Origin of the sequence: Streptacidiphilus sp. MAP5-3, from assembly GCF_041262505.1 — a bacterium.
Lineage (GTDB): Bacteria > Actinomycetota > Actinomycetes > Streptomycetales > Streptomycetaceae > Streptacidiphilus.
The window spans coordinates 16668-35252 of sequence record NZ_JBGCCL010000022.1; the positions used below are offsets into that span (position 1 = coordinate 16668).

The 18585-nt window shown below is 70.9% G+C and carries 18 protein-coding genes; 14 read left to right on the plus strand and 4 right to left on the minus strand.

Annotated features, from left to right (window positions below; genetic code table 11):
• The first annotated feature begins 131 nt into the window (after positions 1–131).
• The 5 genes from ABH928_RS26625 to ABH928_RS26645 all read left to right on the plus strand — a co-directional run bounded on the left by ABH928_RS26625 (position 132) and on the right by ABH928_RS26645 (position 3769).
• Positions 132–1727: an acyl-CoA carboxylase subunit beta gene (locus ABH928_RS26625; RefSeq protein ID WP_370070885.1), complete on the plus strand. Its 1596-nt coding sequence runs from the start codon at positions 132–134 to the stop codon at positions 1725–1727.
• A 37-nt stretch (positions 1728–1764) separates the two neighbouring features.
• Positions 1765–1968 (plus strand): acyl-CoA carboxylase subunit epsilon, encoded by a 204-nt coding sequence (locus tag ABH928_RS26630; RefSeq protein WP_370070887.1) that lies wholly within the window; start codon positions 1765–1767, stop codon positions 1966–1968.
• A gap of 117 nt (positions 1969–2085) precedes the next feature.
• Complete coding sequence (gene mmpB / locus ABH928_RS26635; protein ID WP_370070889.1) at positions 2086–2211, plus strand: morphogenic membrane protein MmpB; 126 nt, start codon at positions 2086–2088, stop codon at positions 2209–2211.
• Between the two features lie 37 nt (positions 2212–2248).
• Positions 2249–2869: a nucleoside triphosphate pyrophosphatase gene (locus ABH928_RS26640; protein WP_370070891.1), complete on the plus strand. Its 621-nt coding sequence runs from the start codon at positions 2249–2251 to the stop codon at positions 2867–2869.
• A 93-nt stretch (positions 2870–2962) separates the two neighbouring features.
• Positions 2963–3769: a hypothetical protein gene (locus tag ABH928_RS26645; protein ID WP_370070893.1), complete on the plus strand. Its 807-nt coding sequence runs from the start codon at positions 2963–2965 to the stop codon at positions 3767–3769.
• Here the strand turns inward: ABH928_RS26645 and ABH928_RS26650 are convergent.
• The gene (locus tag ABH928_RS26650; RefSeq protein ID WP_370070895.1) at positions 3657–4139 is read right to left on the minus strand and encodes a hypothetical protein; all 483 of its coding nucleotides are present in this window, start codon (positions 4137–4139) and stop codon (positions 3657–3659) included. The genes ABH928_RS26645 and ABH928_RS26650 overlap by 113 nt on opposite strands.
• Before the next feature lie 230 nt (positions 4140–4369).
• On the opposite strand from ABH928_RS26650, the gene ABH928_RS26655 reads away from it, so the two are divergent.
• Entirely contained in the window at positions 4370–6148 is a 1779-nt protein-coding gene (locus ABH928_RS26655; protein ID WP_370070897.1) for a biotin carboxylase N-terminal domain-containing protein, read from the plus strand.
• A gap of 37 nt (positions 6149–6185) precedes the next feature.
• Positions 6186–7199: a bile acid:sodium symporter family protein gene (locus ABH928_RS26660; protein WP_370070900.1), complete on the plus strand. Its 1014-nt coding sequence runs from the start codon at positions 6186–6188 to the stop codon at positions 7197–7199.
• A gap of 148 nt (positions 7200–7347) precedes the next feature.
• On the opposite strand, the gene ABH928_RS26665 is transcribed toward ABH928_RS26660, so the two are convergent.
• On the minus strand, positions 7348–8196 hold the full coding sequence (locus tag ABH928_RS26665) for a DeoR/GlpR family DNA-binding transcription regulator (protein WP_236047862.1): 849 nt from the start codon (positions 8194–8196) through the stop codon (positions 7348–7350).
• A gap of 172 nt (positions 8197–8368) precedes the next feature.
• On the minus strand, positions 8369–9820 hold the full coding sequence (locus tag ABH928_RS26670) for an NAD(P)H-quinone dehydrogenase (RefSeq protein ID WP_370070902.1): 1452 nt from the start codon (positions 9818–9820) through the stop codon (positions 8369–8371).
• Positions 9821–9892: 72 nt separating this feature from the next.
• Here ABH928_RS26670 and ABH928_RS26675 point away from each other — a divergent pair, with 72 nt between their 5' ends.
• From ABH928_RS26675 to ABH928_RS26690, 4 genes are all read left to right on the plus strand, one after another.
• Positions 9893–10330, plus strand: coding sequence for a gamma-glutamylcyclotransferase (locus ABH928_RS26675; RefSeq protein WP_370070904.1), 438 nt, complete (start codon positions 9893–9895; stop codon positions 10328–10330).
• Positions 10331–10470: 140 nt separating this feature from the next.
• Complete coding sequence (locus tag ABH928_RS26680; RefSeq protein ID WP_370070906.1) at positions 10471–11301, plus strand: purine-nucleoside phosphorylase; 831 nt, start codon at positions 10471–10473, stop codon at positions 11299–11301.
• A gap of 165 nt (positions 11302–11466) precedes the next feature.
• Positions 11467–13188 (plus strand): phospho-sugar mutase, encoded by a 1722-nt coding sequence (locus tag ABH928_RS26685; protein WP_370070908.1) that lies wholly within the window; start codon positions 11467–11469, stop codon positions 13186–13188.
• Between the two features lie 58 nt (positions 13189–13246).
• The gene (locus ABH928_RS26690) at positions 13247–14011 is read left to right on the plus strand and encodes a tyrosine-protein phosphatase (protein ID WP_370070910.1); all 765 of its coding nucleotides are present in this window, start codon (positions 13247–13249) and stop codon (positions 14009–14011) included.
• Between the two features lie 264 nt (positions 14012–14275).
• On the opposite strand, the gene ABH928_RS26695 is transcribed toward ABH928_RS26690, so the two are convergent.
• Positions 14276–15040, minus strand: coding sequence for a PH domain-containing protein (locus ABH928_RS26695; RefSeq protein WP_370070912.1), 765 nt, complete (start codon positions 15038–15040; stop codon positions 14276–14278).
• Between the two features lie 159 nt (positions 15041–15199).
• Here ABH928_RS26695 and deoC point away from each other — a divergent pair, with 159 nt between their 5' ends.
• Genes deoC through ABH928_RS26710 form a run of 3 tightly spaced genes read left to right on the plus strand, consistent with a single transcriptional unit; the run spans position 15200 to position 18529 of the window.
• Complete coding sequence (gene deoC / locus ABH928_RS26700; RefSeq protein WP_370071053.1) at positions 15200–16189, plus strand: deoxyribose-phosphate aldolase; 990 nt, start codon at positions 15200–15202, stop codon at positions 16187–16189.
• A gap of 5 nt (positions 16190–16194) precedes the next feature.
• Positions 16195–17631: an aldehyde dehydrogenase family protein gene (locus tag ABH928_RS26705; RefSeq protein ID WP_370070914.1), complete on the plus strand. Its 1437-nt coding sequence runs from the start codon at positions 16195–16197 to the stop codon at positions 17629–17631.
• Entirely contained in the window at positions 17624–18529 is a 906-nt protein-coding gene (locus ABH928_RS26710) for an aldehyde dehydrogenase family protein (protein ID WP_370070916.1), read from the plus strand. Before ABH928_RS26705 ends, ABH928_RS26710 begins: the two co-directional genes overlap by 8 nt.
• Positions 18530–18585 lie beyond the last annotated feature (56 nt).

An 18585-nucleotide genomic window follows, 5' to 3' on the forward strand; every position in this document is an offset into this window, starting at 1 on the left:
CCTGTCACTCGCCATATCCGAGGCAAGCCGTCGTGGCTAACCTACTGATCGGAAACCCACCCGTTGGTACTGCGCGCCGGCCTCCTCGGCCAGGCCCCGGTACTACCCCTCCTGACGGGAGCCGCGCCCCTATGTCCTCCGCCGACCAGGCGAACGCCGACGTGGACATCCACACCACCGCGGGCAAGGTCGCCGACCTGCGTCGCCGTATCGACGAGGCGGTCCACTCCGGCTCGGCGCGTGCTGTGGAGAAGCAGCACGCCAAGGGCAAACTGACGGCCCGTGAGCGGGTACGGCAGCTGCTGGACGAGGGCTCCTTCGTCGAGTTCGACGAGTTCGCGCGGCACCGCTCGACCAACTTCGGCCAGGAGAAGAACCGCCCCTACGGCGACGGCGTGGTGACCGGCTACGGCACCGTGGACGGCCGTCAGGTCGCGGTCTTCGCACAGGACTTCACCGTCTTCGGCGGCTCGCTGGGCGAGGTCTTCGGCGAGAAGATCGTCAAGGTCATGGACTTCGCGCTGAAGACCGGCTGCCCGATGATCGGCATCAACGACTCCGGTGGCGCGCGCATCCAGGAGGGCGTGGCCTCGCTCGGCCTGTACGGCGAGATCTTCCGCCGCAACGTGCTGGCCTCCGGCGTGATCCCGCAGATCTCGCTGATCATGGGCCCGTGCGCGGGCGGCGCGGTCTACTCCCCCGCCATCACCGACTTCATCGTGATGGCCGACCAGACCTCGCACATGTTCATCACCGGGCCCGACGTGATCAAGACCGTCACCGGCGAGGACGTCGGCATGGAGGAGCTGGGCGGCGCGCGCGCCCACAACTCCAAGTCGGGCGTGGCGCACCACATGGCCTCGGACGAGAAGGAGGCCGTCGAGTACGTCAAGGCGCTCCTGTCCTACCTGCCCTCCAACAACCTGGAGGAGCCGCCGTCCTTCCCGGAGGAGGCCGACCTGGCCACCACCGCGGAGGACGAGGAGCTGGACTCGATCATCCCGGACTCGGCCAACCAGCCGTACGACATGCACAAGGTGATCGAGCACATCGTCGACGACGGTGAGTTCCTGGAGACGCAGTCGCTCTTCGCGCCGAACATGCTGACCGGCTTCGGCCGGGTCGAGGGCCACGCGGTCGGAGTCGTCGCCAACCAGCCGATGCAGTTCGCCGGCTGCCTGGACATCGACGCGTCCGAGAAGGCCGCGCGCTTCGTGCGGACCTGCGACGCGTTCAACATCCCGGTGCTGACCTTCGTCGACGTCCCCGGCTTCCTGCCCGGCACCGGCCAGGAGTGGGACGGCATCATCCGCCGCGGCGCCAAGCTGATCTACGCCTACGCGGAGGCGACCGTCCCGCTGATCACCGTGATCACGCGGAAGGCCTTCGGCGGCGCGTACGACGTCATGGGCTCCAAGCACCTGGGCGCCGACCTCAACCTGGCCTGGCCGACCGCGCAGATCGCGGTCATGGGCGCGCAGGGCGCGGTCAACATCCTGCACCGCGGCACGATCGCCGCGGCGGACGACGCGGACGCGACCCGCGCGCAGTTGATGCAGGAGTACGAGGACACCCTGCTCAACCCGTACGTCGCGGCCGAGCGCGGCTACATCGACGCGGTCGTGCTGCCGTCGGAGACCCGCCAGCACGTGGTCAAGGGCCTGCGCGCGCTGCGCAACAAGCGGGAGGTCCTCCCGCCGAAGAAGCACGGCAACATCCCGCTGTAAGCGCCCGTCAGCTTCGACCAGGAAGGAAACAGGCCTGATGGCTCCCATCCGCGTGCTGCACGGGCAGCCCAATCCCGAGGAGATCGCCGCCGTCCTGGCGGTGGTCTCCGCCCGGGCGGCGCAGACACCTGCCGCCGCCCCACCCGAGGAGACCACCGCGTGGCGCGACAAGGCGCGGCGCTTGCAGGCTCCGCCGAAGCCCGGCCCGAGCGCCTGGCGCACCTCCGCCTGGGCGCGGTAGTTCAGCTCTCGTACCGGGGACGTTGCAGAGCCTTCTGTTACCCACTGGTACAAGGCGCTCAGGCAATTGAGTAGGGATACTCATGCGCCGCTCCAGGCCGTTCCACACAGTGGAGGTGTGCTCTGGTCAGACCCTCCCGACGACTCGCGGTCGGAGACGCTCCTCGTCCGCGCGTTGCTGCGGCGGGTCGGGATTCTGATCGCCGTCTGCGCCTCGTTGGCGCTCATCGTGGTGATGGTCTGAACCGTTCCTGTTCAGGCACCCCCGTACTGTGGGCCCCATGACCGACACCATCACCGGCAACCGCCCCCGCCGTGCCCTCGTGCTCGCCTCCGCCTCTCCCGCCCGGCTGGGGCTGCTGCGGCAGGCCGGGATGGATCCGCGCGTCGTGGTGAGCGGTGTGGACGAGGACGCGCTGACCGCGCCCACGCCCGGCGCGCTCGCGCTCGTGCTCGCGGAGGCCAAGGCGGACGCCGTCGCCCCGCAGTTGCACGACGGGGAGGTGGTGATCGGCTGCGACTCCGTCCTCGAGCTGGACGGCCAGGCCCTCGGCAAGCCCGAGGACGTCGACGACGCACGCGCCCGCTGGCACTCCATGCGCGGGCGGTCCGGCGTCCTGCAGACGGGGCACTGCGTGATCGACACCCGGACCGGCAAGCGCGCCTCCGCCACCGCGTCGACCACGGTCCGCTTCGGGACGCCGGACGACGAGGAGGTCGAGGCCTACCTGGCGACCGGCGAACCGCTGCACGTCGCAGGCGCGTTCACGCTGGACGGGCGGTCCGCGCCGTTCGTCGACGGGATCGAGGGCGACCACGGCAACGTGATCGGCCTCTCCCTCCCCCTGCTGCGCAGGCTCCTCGCCGAGGTGGACGTCCGCATCACCGATCTGTGGAACTGACCGACCTGTGGAGCTGACCGACCTGTGGAGCTGAGCGCCCGCGTCGGGCATGCTCTCTGACGAGATCTCACTTCGACGTCGGGGGCCCGGGGCATGAGCAGCGGCGACATATGGAACATCGTGCTGGGCGTGGTCTCCAGCGCCTTCAGCGCGGCGCTCGCGTGGGTGGTGCAGGCTTTGCTGCGACGTCGGCGCCTGGACCACAAGCGGGAGTTCTTCGGGCTGCGGCCCGGCGGTGAGGCGTTGCTGGTGGTGCCGAGGAAGGTCGGCACCACCGACAGCGACCGGATCGTCGCCCAGAACGACGTCTACGCGCTGATGGAGCTCTCCGCCCTCGTCTACGAGTGCGGCGCCCGCTACGCGGTGAAGCCCGCCAACCAGATCCGCCAGGGGATCGGCGACCGCGCCGAGTTCTGCATCGGCGGGCCGCTGGCCAACGAGCGCACCGCCGCGCACCTGCGGCTGAAGCTGCCGGGCTTCGTCCACCTCCCGGAGTGGGAGGGCAGCCAGGGCAACGTCTTCGAGATCGGCGACCACTCCTACGTGCGCGAGCCGGGCGTCGTCGACTACGTGCTGCTGGCCCGGATCGCGGTGGGCGAGCAGCAGCAGCCGACCTTCCTGGTCTGCGGCCAGACAGCGGTCTCGAACCTCGCGGGCGTGCGCCATCTCCGCAACAACTACCGGCAGTTGAATCACCGCCACGGCGTCGACGGCACCTTCGCGCTGCTGTTTCGGGTGCTGCAGCCGGACAACTACGGGTCCGACGTGATCGAGTCCGTCGGAGACGTCACGCGGCAGGTGCTGCAGGAGCGGAAGGCCCGCCCTGCGGCGGAAGCGACGGAGGCAGCGTCGGCGACGGCTCCCGCGCAGAAGGCTGCCGCGGCCCGTCCGACGGAATGAAGAGGATCAGCACCAGCAGCGTCAACGTGACCGCGAGCGGCACGAACACCCACACGCCGCTCAGGGCGAGCAGCACCGCGGCCAACAGGCCGTGCAAGACGGCGGCAAGGATCAGGACGATCCTCTCGACCTTCGTCGGCGCGACGTCACGGAGCGCGACACGCAGCAGCAGCGCCGCGACCAGCAGCAGGAACAGCGCGATCAGCCCGAATCCGACATAGGCGCTGGAGGCCATGGCCGACGTGGGCACCCCGCCGAGACTCATGTGCTGGTAGTCGGCCGCCTTGCCGACGACCAGGGCGACCACGGCCGAGACGCCCGCCTCCAGGACGAGCAGAACCAACGTCGCGACAGCTGTCCATCTCCGCATCCCCGCACCTTACTGAGCAGTAGTCACCGGCGGAAGACCGTTGACAGAGTCCGATTCCAGGCGCTGCGCAGGGGCACGACATCCGCACAACGTCCGCTCGAGACAAGCGGCGTACCGTGGACAAAGCGGCGCTCACCGTGCGTGTGGGCAAGCTCACCACCGGGCCGGACTCGTGGGTACACCAGGAAGTTCCCTAGACTCTCCTGGGTTCTAGAAGGGAGCCACTGACTGTGCGCAAGGTGCTCATCGCCAACCGCGGAGAAATCGCCGTCCGCGTCGCCCGTGCCTGCCGGGACGCCGGAATCGCCAGCGTCGCCGTCTACGCCGAGCCGGACCGGGACGCGCTGCACGTCCGCGCGGCCGACGAGGCCTACGCCCTCGGTGGCGACACGCCGGCAACCAGCTATCTCGACATCGCCAAGGTCCTCAAGGCCGCAGCCGACGCCGGCGCGGACGCCGTCCACCCCGGCTACGGCTTCCTGTCGGAGAACGCCGAGTTCGCCCAGGCCGTCCTGGACGCGGGCCTGATCTGGATCGGCCCGCCGCCGCAGGCCATCCGCGACCTCGGTGACAAGGTCACCGCCCGCCACGTCGCCCAGCGCGCCGGCGCGCCGCTGGTGGCCGGCACCCCGGACCCGGTCACCGGCCCGGACGAGGTCGTGGCGTTCGCCCAGGAGCACGGCCTGCCGATCGCGATCAAGGCCGCCTTCGGCGGTGGCGGACGCGGCCTCAAGGTCGCCCGCAACCTCGAAGAGATCCCCGAGCTGTACGAGTCCGCCGTGCGTGAGGCCGTGGCCGCGTTCGGCCGCGGCGAGTGCTTCGTCGAGCGCTACCTCGACAAGCCGCGCCACGTCGAGACCCAGTGCCTGGCCGACACCCACGGCAACGTCGTGGTCGTCTCCACCCGCGACTGCTCCCTGCAGCGCCGGCACCAGAAGCTCGTCGAGGAGGCCCCCGCGCCGTTCCTCACCGCCGAGCAGAACACCCAGCTCTACGCCGCCTCGAAGGCGATCCTCAAGGAGGCCGGCTACGTCGGCGCCGGAACCTGCGAGTTCCTGGTCGCCAACGACGGCACCATCTCCTTCCTCGAGGTCAACACCCGCCTCCAGGTCGAGCACCCGGTCTCCGAAGAGGTCACCGGCATCGACCTGGTCCGCGAGATGTTCCGCATCGCCGACGGCGAGGAACTCGGCTACGACGACCCCGAGCTGCGCGGTCACTCCTTCGAGTTCCGCATCAACGGCGAGGACCCGGGCCGAGGCTTCCTCCCGGCCCCCGGCACGGTGACGCTGTTCGCCCCGCCGTCCGGCCCCGGCGTCCGCCTGGACTCCGGCGTGGAGACCGGCTCCGTGATCGGCCCGGCCTGGGACTCCCTGCTGGCCAAGCTGGTCGTCACCGGCGCCACCCGCAAGCAGGCCCTGCAACGCGCCGCCCGCGCCCTGGCCGAGTTCCAGGTAGAGGGCATGGCCACCGCCATCCCGTTCCACCGCGCGGTGGTCGCCGACCCGGCCTTCGCACCCGAGCTGGGCGGCAGCGACGCCCCGTTCCAGGTCTTCACCCGCTGGATCGAGACCGAGTTCGACAACACCATCCCGCCGTTCACCGGTGCGGGCGCGGGTGAGAACGACGAGGACGGCGGCCGCGAGACCGTCGTGGTCGAGGTCGGCGGCAAGCGCATCGAGGTCTCCCTCCCCGCCGGGCTTGGCGTCTCCTCCGGCCCGGCCGCGAAGGCCGCGGGCGGCGGCAAGGCCAAGCGCCGCGCGGTCGCGGGCAAGGGCGGCTCCGCCGTCTCCGGCGACACCCTCGCCTCCCCGATGCAGGGCACCATCGTCAAGGTCGCCGTCGAGGAGGGCCAGACCGTCGCCGAAGGCGACCTCGTCGTCGTCCTCGAGGCCATGAAGATGGAACAGCCCCTCAACGCCCACAAGTCCGGAACCGTCGTCGGCATCACCGCCGAGGTCGGCGCCACCGTCACCTCCGGCGCCGCCATCTGCGAGATCAAGGACTGACGTCCGCGATCCCTGGATCACGGCACGACCCGCACGTATGAATGACCTGAACGACCGGACGACGTCCATCACGGCCCTGCGCAACACGCTGGGCCGGGTGGGCGTCGATCCATATCTGATGGCCATCCTGGCCACCGTCGGCCTCGCCGCGCTCCTCCCCGCGCGCGGACAGGCGGCACACGCCGTCTCAGACGCGACCGAGGTCGCGATCGGCCTGCTGTTCTTCCTCTACGGCGCGCGCCTCTCCCCGAAGGCCGCACTGGACGGGGCCAAGCAGTGGCGACTGCACCTGACCATCCTGCTGTCGACCTTCGCCCTCTTCCCGCTGCTGGGCCTCGCGGCGCAGTGGCTCACCACGCCGGTCCTGGGCGCGTCCCTGGCCAAGGGCGTGCTCTTCCTGACGCTGCTGCCGTCGACGGTCCAGTCGTCCATAGCCTTCACCTCGATCGCGGGCGGCAACGTCGCAGCGGCGGTCTGTGCGGCGTCGTTCAGCAGCCTGATCGGCATCGTGCTGACGCCGCTGCTGGCCGCGATCGTCCTCGGCGGCAGCGCACGGATCGACGCGGGCTCGGCGGTCGACCTGCTGTTGCAGCTGCTGTTGCCGTTCCTGCTGGGCCAGTTCTCACGCCGCTGGATCGCGGCGTGGATATCCCGTCACAAGCCCGCGTTGACGCTGGTCGACCGGGGCTCGATCCTGCTGGTCGTCTACAGCGCGTTCAGCGAGGGCATGGTCAGCGGCGTCTGGAGCAGCCTCTCCGTGATCAGGCTGGCGCTGCTGCTCGGCGTCTGCCTGGCCGTCCTCTTCGCGGTCCTGGGCGTCACCTCGGTGGCCGGCAAGCGGCTGGGCTTCGCCCGCGCGGACCGGATCGTGCTCATCTTCTGCGGCAGCAAGAAGAGCCTGGCAAGCGGGCTGCCGATGGCGGCGGTGCTGTTCCCGGCGTCGTCGGTGAGCGTGATGGTGCTGCCGCTGATGCTGTTCCACCAGGTGCAGTTGATGGCCTGTACGGTGATCGCCCGGCGCATGGCGTTGAGGAAGCCGGACAACAGCTAGTTGCACTGTCTGGGGGCGCGGGGAACTGCGCGAGCAACCACCCTGTGCGGATGGCCCTGCACGTTCGGCGGCCTACCACCCGGGGTGGCTCGTCGCGCAGTTCCCCGCGCCCCCAGACAGTGCAACTCCCCTCTTGCCCAAAGGAACCTCACCGCCTGCCGGAGGCTACCGGCACGGGCGCGCGCCGCTGGCCGGGAAAGCTGGCCGGCCTGCGCGGAGCGTCCTGCGGGGTGGGGTAGGTGCTCGGCGGAGCCATCGGCGCGACGTGGACCTGGACACCGCAGTCCGCGAGAGCGTCCAGCTCGCGGGCCGCAGGCTCACCCAGCGTGGCCTGCTCGTCGGTGACCAGATGCGTGATCGCCTCGCTCGGCACCGTCTGGAACATGGTGTCGTTGCCGAGCTTGCCGTGGTCCGCCAGGACCACCACCTCCGCCGCCGCGTTGACCAGCGCCCGGTCCACGGACGCCGACAGCATGTTGGTGGTCGACAGACCCCGCTCCGCGCTCAGCCCGCTGCCGGAGATGAACGCACGGGCGACCCGCAGCCCCTGCAGGGACTGCTCCGCGCCGCTGCCTACCAAGGCGTAGTTGGACCCGCGCAGCGTCCCGCCCGTCATCACCACCTCGACGCGGTTGGCATGGGCGAGCGCCTGGGCGACCAGGAGCGAGTTGGTGACGACGGTCAGACCGGGGACCCGGGCGAGGCGACGGGCCAGCTCCTGGGTGGTCGTGCCGGCGCCGACGACGATGGCGTCGCCCTCGGCGACCATGGTCGCGGCGAGGTCGGCGATGGCGCTCTTCTCGGCGGCGGCGAGATGCGTCTTCTGCGGGTATCCGGGCTCTCGGGAGAATCCGCCGGGGAGCACCGCGCCCCCGTGCCGGCGGTCGAGCAGGCCCTCGGCCTCCAAGGCGCGTACGTCTCGGCGTACGGTCACCTCTGAGGTCTGGACGACGCGGGCGAGCTCCCGGAGCGACACCGCTCCGTTTGCGCGCACCATTTCGAGGATCAACTGACGACGTTCTGCTGCGAACACGAAACAGACGGTAACGTGCACGACCGTTAGCTTTCAGGCGATTGCGCCTACTTGCTCAAAACGCCCGCAGCGGAGCGGCGCACACCTCTACACTGTGCGCCGCTCCGCTGCGGGTCCGCGCTCCCCTCACGCGCCGTCAGTTGTGCTGCCCGCTCCGCTTCCGGACGTGCAGCTGGCGCGCGGCCTCGGCGATGGAGCCGGAGACCGACGGGTAGACCGTGAACGCGTTGGCGACCTGCTCCACCGTCAGGTTGAGGTCGACGGCCAACGAAATCGGGTGGATCAGCTCGCTCGCGCGCGGCGCGACCACCGCGCCGCCGACCACGATGCCGGTGCCGGGACGGCAGAACAGCTTCACGAAACCGTCGCGGATGCCCTGCATCTTGGCGCGCGGGTTGCTGCGCAGCGGCAGCTTCACGCAGACGGCGTCCATCTTCCCGCACTCCACGTCCGCCGCGCTGTAACCGACGGTGGCGATCTCGGGGTCGGTGAAGACGTTGGAGGAGACGGTCTTCAGGTTCAGCGGCGCGACCGCGTCGCCGAGCGCGTGGTACATCGCGATCCGGCCCTGCATCGCCGCGACGGACGCCAGCGGCAGCACGCCGGTCACGTCACCGGCCGCGTAGACGCCGGGAGCGGAGGTACGGGAGACCCGGTCGACCTTGATGTGGCCGGAGTCGCTGGTCTTCACGCTCGCGGCTTCCAGGCCCAGGCCCTCGGAGTTGGGGATCGAGCCGACCGCCATCAGACAGTGCGAGCCGGTGATCACCCGGCCGTCGGCGAGGGTCACCTCGACCTTGTCGCCCACCCGGCGCGCGGACTCGGCGCGCGAGCGGCTCATCACGTTCATGCCGCGGCGGCGGAAGACGTCCTCCAGCACGGTCGCGGCATCCGGGTCCTCACCCGGCAGCACGCGGTCGCGGCTGGAGACCAGGGTGACCTTGGAGCCGAGCGCCTGGTACGCGCCGGCGAACTCGGCGCCGGTGACACCGGAACCGACCACGATGAGCTCCTCGGGAAGCTCCTCCAGGTTGTAGACCTGGGTCCAGGTCAGGATGCGCTCGCCGTCCGGGCGGGCGTCCGGCAGCTCGCGCGGGTGGGTACCGGTGGCGAGGAGCACGACGTCGGCGCGCAGTTCCTGGCTGCCTCCGTCGACCAGGTCCACGATGACCGCACGCGAACCGTCCAGCGCCTGGCCGCCCTCCAGACGGCCGTGGCCGCGCACCACGGTGACTCCGGCACGGGTGACGGACTGGGTGATGTCGTGCGACTGCGCGACGGCGAGCCGCTTGACGCGTCGGTTGACCTTGCCGAGGTCGACGCTGATGAAACGATCCGCCGGAGCCCCGCCGCTGGCGTCGTCACGGACGACGATGCCGAGTTCCTCGTACGAGCTGTCGAAGGTGGTCATCACCTCGGCAGTCGCGATCAGCGTCTTGGATGGCACACAGTCGGTCAGCACGGCGGCCCCGCCGAGGCCGTCGCGATCGACGATGGTCACCTCCGCGCCGAGTTGCGAGGCGACAAGCGCCGCCTCATAGCCGCCAGGTCCGCCACCGATGATCACAATCCGAGTCACGTGCCCCATTCTCCCGCACATTCATCCGGCAGTGACACACGCCTCGACCCGGCGTGGCCAGGCTCACGTACGCTATGCCGCATGACGCTCTATGCCGCGTACGCCAGCAACCTCGACGCGCGGCAGATGAGCCGCCGTGCGCCGCATTCGCCGCTCCGCGGCACGGGCTGGCTCGACGGCTGGCGGCTCACCTTCGGCGGCGAGCAGTTCGGCTGGGAAGGCTCGATCGCCACCGTCGTGGAGGACGAGAAGGAGCAGGTCTTTGTCGCCCTCTACGACATCGCCCCCATGGACGAACCGGGCCTCGACCGCTGGGAGGGCGTCCCGCTGGGCTTCTACCGCAAGCTGCGGGTGCGCGTGCACACCCTCGACGGGGACGTCACGGCGTGGACGTACATCCTCAACGACTACGAGGGCGGCCTGCCCAGCGCCCGCTACCTCGGCCTGATCGCCGACGCGGCGGAGAGCGCGGGCGCGCCCCACGACTACGTGATGGACGTCCGCAAGCGCCCCTGCTGACGCGCATGAGCAGGTGGGACGTTGCGAACGTCCCTCGCATCTCATCTGGAGGAAGCTCCAAAAGCACCCGCGACACGTCCACGCAAATGTCATCCTTTCGTGCTCTACGCGCGTAGGAGAAAACAGATATCCTCACTTGCGTGAACGCTTCCCCGCAGCCGGACGCCGGCACGAACCCCGTCAACCCGTACGATGCCGCGAAGGCCGCAGCCTCCCGGCTGCGCGAGTTGACCGGTGGGGTGGCGCACGACGTCGCCCTGGTGATGGGCTCCGGCTGGGTCCCCGCCGCTGACGAGCTGGGCGAGCCCGAGTTCGAGTTCCCCATCACCGAGCTGCCCGGCTTCCCGCCGCCCGCCGTCGCCGGGCACGCCGGCAAGATCCGGTCGATCAAGATCGGCGACAAGCGCGCCCTGGTCTTCCTCGGCCGCACCCACTACTACGAGGGCCACGGCGTCGCCGCCGTCGCCCACGGCGTACGCACCGCCGTCGCCGCCGGGTGCCGCACGGTCGTGCTGACCAACGGCTGCGGCGGTCTGCGTCAGGGCTTCCAGCCGGGTCAGCCCGTCCTGATCAGCGACCACATCAACCTGACCGGCGCGTCCCCGCTGCTCGGCGCCAACTTCGTGGACCTGACCGACCTCTACTCCGCCCGCCTGCGCGCGCTCTGCAAGGAGGTCGACCCCACCCTGGAGGAGGGCGTCTACGTCCAGTTCCGCGGCCCGCAGTACGAGACCCCGGCCGAGATCGCCATGGTCCGTGCCATCGGCGGCGACCTGGTCGGCATGTCGACGACGCTGGAGGCGATCGCCGCCCGCGACGCGGGCGCCGAGGTGCTCGGCCTCTCGCTGGTCACCAACCTGGCCGCGGGCATGACGGGCGAGCCGCTCAACCACGAGGAAGTTCTCGAAGCCGGTCGCACCTCGGCCACCCGGATGGGCGCGCTGCTCGGCAAGGTCCTCGAGCGGATCTGAGCCGCCGATCGGGCCCTCGTTCCGAGCCCCGTCAGCCCCCACGGGCAGACCACCCGCAACTCGCACAGCATGGCATCCGACGGTTTCCGCCCCGGGTGCCATGCTTTTTGTACGGCCGAATTCTCCACTCCACGCAACGGCAACAGGCAATGAGGACGTGACGCGATGACTGCCCATCAGGTCAACTCCGGCGACGATCTGCTCCACCGGGCCCGGACCTGGCTCGCGGAGGACCCCGACCCGGCCACCCGCGACGAACTCGCCGGTCTCCTCGCCGCCACCGAGGGGGGTCCGGACGAGGCGTGTACCGCCGCCTGGTCCGACCTGTCCGAACGCTTCAGCGGCACGCTGCAGTTCGGCACCGCCGGGCTGCGCGGCGAGATGGGCGCCGGACCGATGCGGATGAACCGCGCCGTGGTGATCCGCGCTGCGATGGGCCTGGCCGCGTACCTCAAGCAGCGGTCCGCCACCGGACTGGTCGTCGTCGGCTACGACGCCCGCCACAACTCCGACGTCTTCGCCCGCGACACCGCCGCTGTGATGGTCGCCCAGGGACTCAAGGCCGCGCTGCTGCCGGGTCCGCTGCCGACGCCGGTGCTCGCCTTCGCGGTCCGCCACTTCGGCGCGGCGGCCGGCGTCGCCGTCACGGCCAGCCACAACCCGCCGCGCGACAACGGCTACAAGGTGTACCTGGGCGGCGACTTCGGCGGCTCGCAGATCGTGCCCCCACACGACGCGGGCATCGCCGCGGAGATCGCCAAGGTCGGCTCGCTGGACGAGGTGCCGCTGGCGGTGGAGGGCTGGGAGGTGCTCAGCGAGGCCGACGTGCTGGAGCCGTACCTGGCCCGGGTCGCCTCCGTGGTGGACCCGCACGCGCCGCGCGACCTCTCCGTCGTCTACACGCCGATGCACGGCGTCGGCCGCGGCACGCTGCTGGCCGCGTTCGAGCGCGCCGGCTTCCCCGCGCCGACCGTGGTCGCCGCGCAGGGCGCCCCGGACCCGGAGTTCCCGACCGTCTCCTTCCCCAACCCGGAGGAGCCGGGCGCGATGGACCTCTCCTTCGCCGCCGCGGCCGAGCACCAGCCGGACCTGATCCTGGCCAACGACCCCGACGCGGACCGCCTCGCGGTCGCCGTCGCCGACCCGGACGCGGCCGACGGCAGCGGCTGGCGGATGCTCCGGGGCGACGAGGTCGGCGCGCTGCTCGCCGCGCACCTCGTGTCCAAGCAGGCCAAGGGCACCTTCGCGACCACGATCGTCTCCTCCTCGCTGCTCGGCCGGATCGCCGAGGCGGCGGGCCTCGGCTACGAGGAGACCCTCACCGGCTTCAAGTGGCTCTCGCGCGTGGACGGTCTGCGCTTCGGCTACGAGGAGGCGCTCGGCTATTGCGTCGACCCGGAGGCCGTCCGCGACAAGGACGGCGTCAGCGCGGCGCTGCTGATGGCCGAACTGGCCGCCACGCTCAAGTCCCAGGGCCGCACCCTGCAGGACCTCCTCGACGACCTGGCGGCCACCCACGGCCTGCACGCCACCGACCAGCTCTCGGTCCGCGTCGCCGACCTGCGCCTGATCGCCGACGCGATGGCCCGACTGCGTCAGCACCCGCCGACCGAACTGGCGGGCCTCCACGTCGACTCCGCGGAGGACCTGGAGGCGGGCTCGGACAAGCTCCCGCCCACCGACGGGCTCCGCTACCACCTGAGCGGCGAGGCCGTCCGCGGCGCACGGATCGTGGTCCGACCGTCCGGCACCGAGCCGAAGCTCAAGTGCTACCTGGAGGTCGTCGTCCCGGTCTCCTCCCGCGCCGAACTCGGTGCGGCACGCGAGCGCGCGACGGAGCTGCTGGCCCGCCTGAAGTCGGATCTGGCCACGGCCGCAGGGATCTGATCACCCGCCAGGTCAGCCACCAGGTCAGCCACCAGGGACTCTCTGCCATGCTGTCGGGGTGTCGATATCTGGTGTGGAACTGATCCCGGTCCCCGGCGTCCGCAACTTCCGCGACGCCGGGGACCTGCCGACGACGTCGGGCGCGCAGCTGGCGTCCGGCCTCCTCTACCGCTCGGGCTCCCTGCACGAGATCACCGAGGACGGTACCCGCCACCTCGCCGAGCTGGGCCTGCGCACGGTGATCGACCTGCGCTCGCAGCCCGAACTCGACGTCTGGCCCGACCGCGCGCTCGGCGCGGACGTCGCCGTCCTCCACCTGCCGACCTTCCCGCCGCGCGAGGCCACCGCGGAGGAGATCGCCGCAGAGCGCGACAACGAGGAGCGCGACGCGGAGGCCGGACGCGAGTCCCTCGAAGGCCTCTACGCGTTCATGGCGGAGACGGCGGGCCCGGCGATCGCCCGGTCCCTGAGCGCGTTGGCGCGCCCGGGCGCGCTGCCCGCGCTGCTCCACTGCGCGGTCGGCAAGGACCGCACGGGCATCACGGTGGCCACCCTCCAGTCCGCGCTGGGCGTCTCCGACGCGGAGATCCTCGACCACTATTTCGTCTCGAACTCCGCGCTGGGCCTCGACCAGGGGCCGGTCCTCTACGTCGACGAGTTCGGCGTGGAGCGGCGCAGCCGCGCGATCTCCCGCGACCTCCTCTCCGCGTTCTTCGCGCGCATGCGCGAACGCCACGGCGAGGCCCGCGCGTACGTGCGTGCGCACGGCGTGACGGACGCGGAACTGGCCGCGCTGGAAGCGGCGTTCCTCCTTACGCCCTGACGCGCTCCCACAGGCAGTTGCACGATCCGGGGCGCGGGGAACTGCGCTGCCGACAATGCAGGGCCGACCACTCTTGCTCCGACAGGCAGTTGCAGCACGCTGGGGGCGCGGGGAACTGCGCGACAAGCCACCCAACGCGGTAAGTCCCCGAACGCGCAGGGCCATCCGCACGGGGTGGTGTCTCGCGCAGTTCCCCACGCCCCCAGCGTGCTGCAACTTCCCCGGCCTGCAACAACCAGAACCGGTCACCCGTACCGAAAAGCGTCAGCCCGTCGCCAGGATGACGATCAGGGCGATGATCCCCACCGCCAGCGGAGCGACGATCGGCCAGGTCCAGGTCACCTTCACCTGGCCCGTCACCGCGGGTGCGCCCTCGTCCGCGACCGCGCCGCGCTCCGCGCGGAACATCTCGGCGCGCTCGTTGAGCTCGACGACCGCCTTGTCCGCCCACGCCTGGGTCGGGCCGGTGTCCTCGGCCGGGCGGCCGAAGCCGCCGCCACGGGAATCGCGGCCCCCTCCGCCCATCAGACCGAAGCCGAGCCTGCCCGAGTCGCGGCGCGACGCGCCGCCCCCGGTGATCGAACGGTCGCCCGCGGCGAGCATCGCCTGCTTGTTGGCGCGCTTGCGCTGCCGCATCGAGACCGGGAGCGCCCACACCACGAACTTCCGTCCGCCCGCGCGCAGTTCGACCGAGAGCGCGGCGGTCAGCGACTCGACCGTGCCCCACGGGGCGTCGATCGTCCGGAACGGGTTGCGGACCAGCAGCCGCTTCTCCCCCGAGCGGACCTGCGGCCAGAGGGTGAACGCGGCGATCAGCGGGACCGCCGCCACCAGGACGGCGGCAGCCGTGATCGGGGCGCGGCCGGAGCCCTGCACCATCGCGTCGATGCTCAGCGAGATCAGCAGCGCCAGCAGGAACACGCCGCCCGCCACGCCCGAAACGGAGCGGTAGACCTTGTCGCTGTAGACAGGGACGTCGTCGTCGCTGCCGGAGGAGGTGGGCTTGTCGCCGCCCGGGGTGTCGCTCATGGTCACCGATTCTGCCCCAGGTTGGCGCCGACACCACGTGCAGTGGGGTTTCGGTATGGCATCGGGCGCAACGCGCGTCAAGCACCGAGACCCGACGCACTTCACACGGACGCCCCCCTGACGAAACGCTACGCGTGTAGATATGCTGCGCTGGTGAGTATGTCGTCATCCTCCCCCTCCGCCAGCGGATCGGCCTCCAGGAACAGCCTGGCCGAGATCGCCTCCTCCGAGGCGTCCCTGCGTCGCTTCCTGCACGGGCTGCCCGGCGTCGACGCCGTCGGCCTGCAGGCGCGCGCCGCCGGGCTCGGCACGCGGTCGATCAAGACCTCCGCCAAGGCCTACGCCATCGATCTGGCCATCTCCATGATCGATCTGACCACGCTGGAGGGTGCCGACACCCCTGGCAAGGTCCGGTCGCTCTGCCAGAAGGCCCAATCCCCCGACCCCGGGAACCCGGACGTCCCGCACACCGCGGCCGTCTGCGTCTACCCGGACATGGTCCCCTTCGCCAAGGAGGCCCTCGGCGGCGCGCCGGTCAACGTCGCCGCCGTCGCCACCGCCTTCCCCTCCGGCCGGGCCGGGCTGCCGGTCAAGCTGGCCGACACCGCCGAGGCCGTCGCCGCCGGGGCCGACGAGATCGACATGGTCATCGACCGGGGAGCCTTCCTCTCCGGCCGGTATTCGGAGGTCTTCGAGACCATCACCGAGATCAAGAAGGCCTGCGAGCGCCCGGACGGGACCTCCGCCCACCTCAAGGTGATCTTCGAGACCGGCGAGCTGGTCACCTACGACAACATCCGCCGCGCCTCCTGGCTGGCGATGCTGGCGGGCGCCCACTTCATCAAGACCTCCACCGGCAAGGTCGCCGTCAACGCGACCCCGGCCAACACCCTCGTACTGATGGAGGCCGTACGCGACTTCCGCGAGGCCACCGGCGTGCAGGTGGGTGTGAAGCCGGCCGGGGGTATCCGCACCACCAAGGACGCCATGAAGTACCTGGTCATGGTGAACGAGATCCTCGGTGACGACTGGCTGAGCCCGGACTGGTTCCGGTTCGGCGCCTCCAGCCTGCTGAACGACCTGCTCATGCAGCGGCAGAAGCTCTCCACGGGCCGTTACTCCGGTCCCGACTACGTGACGGTGGACTGATCACCATGGCACTGTTCGAGTACGCCCCCGCGCCCGAGTCGCGCGCCGCCGCGGGTGACATCGCCTCGACGTACGGGCACTTCATCGACGGCGGGTTCGTCGACTCCACCGGCTCCGAGGCGCTGAAGACCGTCGACCCCTCCACCGAGGAGGTCCTCGCCGAGTTCGCGCAGGGCACCGAGGCCGACGTGGACCGGGCGGTCGCCGCCGCCCGCAGGGCCTTCACCTCGTGGTCCGCCCTGCCGGGCGGCGAGCGCGGCAAGTTCCTGTTCCGCATCGCCCGGATCATCCAGGAGCGCTCCCGCGAGCTGGCCGTGCTCGAGTCGATCGACAACGGCAAGCCGATCAAGGAGACCCGCGACGTCGACCTGCCGCTGGTCGCCGCGCACTTCTTCTACTACGCGGGCTGGGCCGACAAGCTGGAGTTCGCCGGCTACGGTGCCGACCCGCGCCCGGTGGGCGTGGCCGCCCAGGTCATCCCGTGGAACTTCCCGCTGCTGATGCTGGCCTGGAAGATCGCCCCGGCGCTCGCCACCGGCAACACGGTCGTCCTCAAGCCCGCCGAGACCACCCCGCTGACCGCCCTGCGCTTCGCGGAGATCTGCCGTCAGGCGGGCCTGCCCAAGGGCGTCGTCAACATCGTCACCGGCGACGGCCGCACCGGCGCCGCGCTGACCGCGCACCCGGACGTCGACAAGGTCGCCTTCACCGGCTCGACCGAGGTCGGCCGCGCCATCGCCCGCACGCTGGCCGGCACCCGCAAGAAGCTCTCGCTGGAGCTGGGCGGCAAGGCGGCCAACATCGTCTTCGACGACGCGCCGATCGACCAGGCGGTCGAGGGCATCGTCGACGGCATCTTCTTCAACCAGGGCCACGTCTGCTGCGCGGGCTCGCGGCTGCTGGTCCAGGAGTCGGTCCACGACGAGGTGCTCGACGCCCTCAAGCGCCGGATGTCGACGCTGCGCGTCGGCGACCCGCTGGACAAGAACACCGACATCGGCGCGATCAACTCCGCCGCGCAGCTTGCGCGGATCCAGGAGCTGACCGCGGCGGGCGAGGCGGAGGGCGCCGAGCGCTGGTCCCCGGCGTGCGAACTGCCCTCCTCCGGCTACTGGTTCGCGCCGACGGTCTTCAGCAACGTCTCCGCCACCCACCGGATCGCCCGCGAGGAGATCTTCGGCCCGGTCCTGTCCGTGCTGACCTTCCGCACGCCGGAGGAGGCCGTCGCCAAGGCCAACAACACCCCGTACGGGCTGTCGGCCGGCATCTGGACCGAGAAGGGCTCGCGCATCCTGTGGATGGCGAGCAAGCTGCGGGCCGGTGTGGTGTGGTCCAACACCTTCAACAAGTTCGACCCGACCTCGCCCTTCGGCGGCTACAAGGAGTCGGGCTACGGCCGCGAAGGCGGTCGCCACGGTCTGGAGGCCTACCTCGATGTCTGAGCCCACGACGGCACTCCGCCTTGACGTCTACAAGACTTACAAGCTCTTCGTCGGCGGCAAGTTCCCGCGCTCCGAGAGCGGACGGGTGTACGAGGTGACCGACCGCAAGACCGGCGAGTGGCTCGCCAACGCCCCCCAGGGCACCCGCAAGGACACCCGCGACGCGGTCTCCGCCGCGCGCAAGGCCTTCGGCGGCTGGTCGGGCGCGACCGCGTACAACCGCGGCCAGATCCTCTACCGCGCCGCCGAGATGCTCCAGGGCCGCCGCGAGCAGTACACCGCGGAGGTCGCGGTGTCGGAGGGCCTGAGCGCGAAGAAGGCCGCGCCGCTGGTCGACGCCGCCGTCGACCGCCTGGTCTGGTACGCGGGCTGGACCGACAAGGTCGCCCAGATCGTCGGCAACGCCAACCCGGTCGCCGGTCCGTACTTCAACCTGTCCACCCCGGAGCCGACGGGCGTCGTCGGCGTCGTCGCTCCGCAGGGCGGCAACGGCTTCTCGCTGTTGGGCCTCGTCTCGGTGCTGGCCCCGGTCATCGCCACAGGCAACACCGCGGTCGTGGCGCTGGCCCCGAACGCACCGCTGCCGGGTCTCTCGCTGGGCGAGGTGCTGGCCACCTCCGACCTGCCGGGCGGCGTGGTCAACCTGATCTCCGGCCGCACCGAGGACATCGCCCCGACGCTGGCCTCCCACGCCGACGTCAACGCGCTCGAACTGGCGGGCGTCGTCGCGGACGAGGGCCCGGCCTCGGCCAAGGAGCTGGAGGTCGCGGCGGCGGACACGCTCAAGCGGATCCTGCGCCCGGCGGACGCCTCGTTCGACTGGACGACGGCCCCCGGGACGGATCGGCTGCTGACCTTCCTGGAGACCAAGACGGTCTGGCACCCGATGGGGATGTGACCCTCCCCACACTGACGCGGGCACGTGCTCTCTCGCCGTGAGCACGTGCCCGCTCT

Excerpts from the sequence above, each read along its gene's own strand:
- ABH928_RS26675 (WP_370070904.1), top strand. The coding sequence starts at position 9,893 with ATGACGCTCTATGCCGCGTACGCCAGCAACCTCGACGCGCGGCAGATG.
- ABH928_RS26645 (WP_370070893.1), top strand. The coding sequence starts at position 2,963 with ATGAGCAGCGGCGACATATGGAACATCGTGCTGGGCGTGGTCTCCAGC.
- ABH928_RS26685 (WP_370070908.1), top strand. The coding sequence starts at position 11,467 with ATGACTGCCCATCAGGTCAACTCCGGCGACGATCTGCTCCACCGGGCC.
- ABH928_RS26670 (WP_370070902.1), bottom strand. The coding sequence starts at position 9,820 with ATGGGGCACGTGACTCGGATTGTGATCATCGGTGGCGGACCTGGCGGC.
- ABH928_RS26665 (WP_236047862.1), bottom strand. The coding sequence starts at position 8,196 with ATGGTGCGCGCAAACGGAGCGGTGTCGCTCCGGGAGCTCGCCCGCGTC.
- ABH928_RS26625 (WP_370070885.1), top strand. The coding sequence starts at position 132 with ATGTCCTCCGCCGACCAGGCGAACGCCGACGTGGACATCCACACCACC.
- ABH928_RS26710 (WP_370070916.1), top strand. The coding sequence starts at position 17,624 with ATGTCTGAGCCCACGACGGCACTCCGCCTTGACGTCTACAAGACTTAC.
- ABH928_RS26630 (WP_370070887.1), top strand. The coding sequence starts at position 1,765 with ATGGCTCCCATCCGCGTGCTGCACGGGCAGCCCAATCCCGAGGAGATC.
- ABH928_RS26650 (WP_370070895.1), bottom strand. The coding sequence starts at position 4,139 with ATGCGGAGATGGACAGCTGTCGCGACGTTGGTTCTGCTCGTCCTGGAG.
- ABH928_RS26640 (WP_370070891.1), top strand. The coding sequence starts at position 2,249 with ATGACCGACACCATCACCGGCAACCGCCCCCGCCGTGCCCTCGTGCTC.
- ABH928_RS26705 (WP_370070914.1), top strand. The coding sequence starts at position 16,195 with ATGGCACTGTTCGAGTACGCCCCCGCGCCCGAGTCGCGCGCCGCCGCG.
- deoC (WP_370071053.1), top strand. The coding sequence starts at position 15,200 with ATGTCGTCATCCTCCCCCTCCGCCAGCGGATCGGCCTCCAGGAACAGC.
- ABH928_RS26695 (WP_370070912.1), bottom strand. The coding sequence starts at position 15,040 with ATGAGCGACACCCCGGGCGGCGACAAGCCCACCTCCTCCGGCAGCGAC.
- ABH928_RS26660 (WP_370070900.1), top strand. The coding sequence starts at position 6,186 with ATGAATGACCTGAACGACCGGACGACGTCCATCACGGCCCTGCGCAAC.